Origin of the sequence: Streptomyces tateyamensis (assembly GCF_003205575.1) — a bacterium.
Taxonomy (GTDB): domain Bacteria; phylum Actinomycetota; class Actinomycetes; order Streptomycetales; family Streptomycetaceae; genus Kitasatospora; species Kitasatospora tateyamensis.
In genome coordinates, this window is sequence record NZ_PYBW01000268.1 from 1 (window position 1) to 4,561 (window position 4,561).

Annotated in this window: 3 protein-coding genes; 2 read left to right on the forward strand and 1 reads right to left on the reverse strand. The window is 74.7% G+C overall.

All coding sequences use genetic code 11. The features are described 5' to 3' along the window. The first annotated feature begins 261 nt into the window (after window positions 1-261). Window positions 262-549, forward strand: a complete 288-nt coding sequence (locus C7C46_RS33280) for a hypothetical protein (RefSeq protein WP_110673620.1) — start codon at window positions 262-264, stop codon at window positions 547-549. Between the two features lie 27 nt (window positions 550-576). On the opposite strand, the gene C7C46_RS33285 is transcribed toward C7C46_RS33280, so the two are convergent. Beyond that, on the reverse strand, window positions 577-1,281 hold the full coding sequence (locus C7C46_RS33285) for a ferritin-like fold-containing protein (RefSeq protein WP_110673621.1): 705 nt from the start codon (window positions 1,279-1,281) through the stop codon (window positions 577-579). A 618-nt stretch (window positions 1,282-1,899) separates the two neighbouring features. On the opposite strand from C7C46_RS33285, the gene C7C46_RS33290 reads away from it, so the two are divergent. Then, window positions 1,900-4,410 carry a DEAD/DEAH box helicase gene (locus tag C7C46_RS33290; protein ID WP_425470164.1) on the forward strand — a complete coding sequence of 837 codons (2,511 nt, stop codon included), beginning with the start codon at window positions 1,900-1,902 and terminating at the stop codon, window positions 4,408-4,410. Window positions 4,411-4,561 lie beyond the last annotated feature (151 nt).

The window sequence follows — 4,561 nt, forward strand, 5'->3', positions numbered from 1 at the left end:
CGCTGGGCCAGCGGGGGGGGCGGCGGACACGGCGGAGGGCGGCCGCGCCCCCCGGCACGGTCGGGGGGCGGCGGATCGCCTCGTCCCGGCGCCGACGGGCCGCGTGTGCCTGCGGGCGGGCGACCTGCTCCTCTGTGCGGGTCGTGCCACCCATGCCGGTGATTCCGGACACTGTGCGGTTCCGAACCGGCTCCCCCGGGTAGGGGTCGAGCCACCGCGGTCCCCCCACCGCGGCCCGCACCAGCCTCCGGGAGGCCGACCGTGCCCCTGCCCGTCGAAGCCGTGCTGTTCGCCGCGATCGGCCTGCTGGCCGCGCTGGTCGCGCTGACCGTGGTGCCGGAGTACTACCCGATGCCCCGCGGGCTGACCGTCGGCACCGGGCTGACGGCCGCGCTGCTCAGCGGGCTGGTGATCCGGTTCACCCTGGCCGGCGGGAGCACCGTGGCCACCCTGCTGCTGACCGTGGTCTGCACCGGACTGCTCACCTCGGTGCCGGCCCGGCCCGACCTGGTCGGCCGGCGCGGCAGCCACCGGCGCCGGCGCGGCTGAGCAGGCTCCTGCGCGGCTGAGCAGGCGTCAGGACGCCAGGCCCAGCGCGCTCATCCGCTTGGTGTGCGCCTCGGTGATCCGGTTGAACATCTTGCCGACCTCGACCAGGTCGAAGCCGGCCACCCGGGCACCGCCGACCAGCAGGTTGGAGAGCGCGTCGCGCTCGGCCACCACCCGCTGCGCCTGACCGAGCGCCTCGCCCATCAGCCGCCGGCCCCAGAGCGCGAGGCGGCCGCCGACCCGCGGGTTCTCCGTGATCGCCTGGCGCACCTTGTCCACCGCGAACTCGGCGTGCCCGGTGTCGCCCATCACCCGCAGCACCAGGTCGCGGGTGTCGTCGTCCAGCCGGACCGCCACCTCGCGGTAGAAGTCGGTCGCGATCGAGTCGCCGACATAGGCCTTGACCAGGCCCTCCAGCCAGTCCGAGGGGGCGGTGACCCGGTGGAAGGACTCCAGCGGCTCGACGAACGGGGTCATCGCCTCGGTCGGGTCGGCGCCGATCTCGGCCAGCCGGTCGTGCAGGAGCTGGTAGTGCTGGAACTCGGCGGCGGCCATCCGGGCCAGCGCGGCCTTGTCGGCCAGACCCGGGGCCAGCTTGGCGTCGTCGGCCAGCCGCTCGAAGGCGCTCAGCTCGCCGTAGGCCAGCGCGCCCAACAGGTCGAGCACCGCGGCCCGGTAGTGCGGATCGGCCGAGCAGGTGGTCCAGTCGCCGATCGAGCCTTGAGTCTCCATGGACCGTCACTCTAGACCGCTGTGACCGGTGTTCCGGCGCCTCGCAGACTGGTGTCAGGCGCATCACGTGTTCGAGTGGTCGGCGGACGGTACAGTAGTACAGGGACCTCATGCGCCCGCACGGTTCGTCGGACCGCGCGGGTTCGCTTCGTCCGGATCGTTCCGGTACGCGGCGCCGCAGGTCCCAGTACGCGGATGCCCGGTCGGAGAGCCGATCGGCTCCGACCTTGGCTTGGACCTCAAGCCAGGCACCGCATCAGTGGCCGAGCGAGGGCCGCCGTGGACCGCGCCGCAGGGCGCCGGTCCCGCGCCGGACCCCTCACAGGGAACACCTCCCCCATGCCGCGGGACGCCGTCGCCCACCAGGGCAGGCTCCGGCGCGCGGACAGGGACCGGCGCGGTCGTGCACGACCTCGTAACTGCCGGGTCCACCGACCCGGGACCAGTCACGCGGCTGCCCGCCGTCCACTCGCTCTCGGCCCGCCACACGGAAGAGGCAGCACCCTGTCCACCACGACTGAACCCACCAAGACCACCTTCCGCGAACTCGGCATCCTCCCGGAGACCGCCGAGGCGCTCGAGTCGGTCGGCATCGTCCACCCGTTCCCGATCCAGGAGATGACCCTGCCGGTCGCCATGACCGGGCACGACGTCATCGGCCAGGCCAAGACCGGCACCGGCAAGACCCTCGGCTTCGGCCTCCCGCTGATCGAGCGGGTGGTCGTGCGGGCCGACGTGGACGCCGGCCGCGCCACCGAGGCGCAGCTCACCGAGAGCCCGCAGGCGCTCATCGTGGTGCCGACCCGCGAGCTGTGCACTCAGGTCACCAACGACCTGCAGACCGCCGGCAAGGTCCGCAACGTCCGCGTCCTCGCGGTCTACGGCGGCCGGGCCTACGAGCCGCAGGTGGAGGCGCTCAGGCAGGGCGTCGACATCGTGGTCGGCACCCCGGGCCGGCTGCTCGACCTGGCCGGCCAGAAGAAGATGGACCTGTCCAAGGTCCGCGCGCTGGTGCTGGACGAGGCCGACGAGATGCTCGACCTGGGCTTCCTGCCGGACGTCGAGAAGATCCTGACCATGCTGCCGGCCAAGCGGCAGACCCTGCTCTTCTCGGCCACCATGCCGGGACAGGTGATCAGCCTGGCCCGCCGGTACATGAGCCAGCCCACCCACATCCGGGCCGCGGCGCCGGACGACAGCGGGCACACCGTCGCCTCCGTCACGCAGCACATCTTCCGGGCGCACTCGCTGGACAAGGTCGAGATGGTCTCGCGGATCCTGCAGGCCGAGGGCCGCGGGCTGGTGATGATCTTCTGCCGCACCAAGCGGACCGCCGCCGACGTGGCCGACCAGTTGACCCAGCGCGGCTTCGCGGCCGGCGCCGTCCACGGCGACCTGGGCCAGGGCGCCCGCGAGCAGGCGCTGCGGGCCTTCCGCAACGGCAAGGTGGACGTGCTGGTCTGCACCGACGTGGCCGCCCGCGGCATCGACGTCGAGGGCGTCACCCACGTCATCAACTACCAGTGCCCCGAGGACGAGAAGACCTACCTGCACCGGATCGGCCGCACCGGCCGGGCCGGCGCCTCGGGCACCGCGGTCACGCTGGTCGACTGGGACGACATCCCGCGCTGGCAGCTGATCAACAAGGCGCTGGAGCTCACCTTCAACGAGCCGGAGGAGACCTACTCGACCTCCCCGCACCTGTACGAGCTGCTGAAGATCGCGCCGGGCACCAGGGGTGTGCTGCCGCGGTCCGAGCGGACCCGGGCCGGGCTGGCCGCCGAGGAGGTCGAGGACCTCGGCGAGACCGGCGGACGCGGGGCGCGGTCGGGTCGTAGCGACCGGAACGAGCGCGGTGACCGCAACGACCGCGGTGAGCGCGGTGAGCGCGGTGACCGGGGCGAGCGCGGCCGTGGTGGTCGCGGGCGGCGCGGTGGCGAGCACGGTGCGGTGGCCGAGCGTCCTGCCGGCGCTGGTGCCGGCGTGGCCGCCGGTGTTGCTGGTGCTGCTGGTGGTGGCGAGCGCGCGGCCGGTGGCGAGCAGGCGCCGGCGGGCGAGGAGCGCGTCGGGCGCACCCGGAACCGGCGGCGCACCCGTGGCGGTGCGTCGGCGAGCGGTGCGGAGGCGGTGGCTGCGGCTGCCGTCCCGAGCGTGGGTACGGACGCGGCTGCGGTCGCGGCGGCGCCCGTGGCGGCTGCGGACGGCGAGGCGGCAGCGCCGCGTCGGCGGCGGCGGCGCTCGCGCGGCAATGCCGCGGCGGGTGTGGCGGCGGCTGCGGCGGGTGTGGGCGGCTCGGCTGAGCCGGTTGCGGCGGTCGCGCCGGGCTCGCCGGTCGCGGTGAGCGTGCCGAGCCAGGCCGGTGCTCCGGTGGTCGAGAGCGCGCCGACGCCGGCGCCCGTGGAGGCCGTGGCCGTGGCTGTGGCCGCGGAGGCTGTGGCTCCGGTGGCGAAGAAGGCGACTCGGACCCGGAAGGCCGCGGCCCCGAAGGCCGCCGCGGTGGAGACTGCCGAGCCGGTGGCGACCGAACCGGTCGTAGCCGCCGCGCCGGTCGAGGCTGCGCCGGCGCCGCGCAAGCGGGCTGCCAAGAAGGCGGTCACCGAGGCCCAGGTCGTCGTCGAGGAGGCTCCGGCCGTCAGGAACGCTCCGGCCAAGCGGGCCACCAGGAAGGCCGACGCCGCTGTCGAGACCGCCGCTGAGGAGGTCCCGGCGCCGCGCAAGCGGGCCACCAAGAAGGCCGCTGCTGCCGCCGAGGCGACCGTCGAGGTCCCTGGCGAGGAGGCCCCGGCTGCCAAGAAGGCACCGGCCAAGCGGGCCGCCAAGAAGGCCGACGCCGCTGTCGAGACCGCCGCTGAGGAGGTCCCGGCGCCGCGCAAGCGGGCCACCAAGAAGGCCGCTGCCGCCGCCGAGGTCACCGCCGAGGAGGCGCCGGCGCCGCGCAAGCGGGCTGCGAAGAAGGCGGTTGCCGCCGTCGAGACCGCCGTCGAGGAGGCCCCGGCCGCCAAGAAGGCACCGGCCAAGCGGGCCACCAAGAAGGCCGTCGCCGCCGAGGTCACCGCGGAGGAGACCCCGGCCCCGCGCAAGCGGGCTCCCCGGAAGGCCGCTGCGCCCAAGGTCGAGGCCGCCGGCTGATTGGCTGACCGGGCCCGGCCGGCCGAGAGGCAGGCCGGGCCACTGGTCGGCCTGCCCTGCCCGCCCGGCCCAACGGTCGGCCGACTGACGTGCACCCTCGCCTGACGGTACGTCGACCGACGGACCCCGATTGACCGGTGACGACTGACAG

What these genes read in the sequence shown, in the direction of transcription:
- C7C46_RS33285 (WP_110673621.1), bottom strand. Translation starts at nt 1,281, where the DNA reads ATGGAGACTCAAGGCTCGATCGGCGACTGGACCACCTGCTCGGCCGAT.
- C7C46_RS33290 (WP_425470164.1), top strand. Translation starts at nt 1,900, where the DNA reads ATGACCCTGCCGGTCGCCATGACCGGGCACGACGTCATCGGCCAGGCC.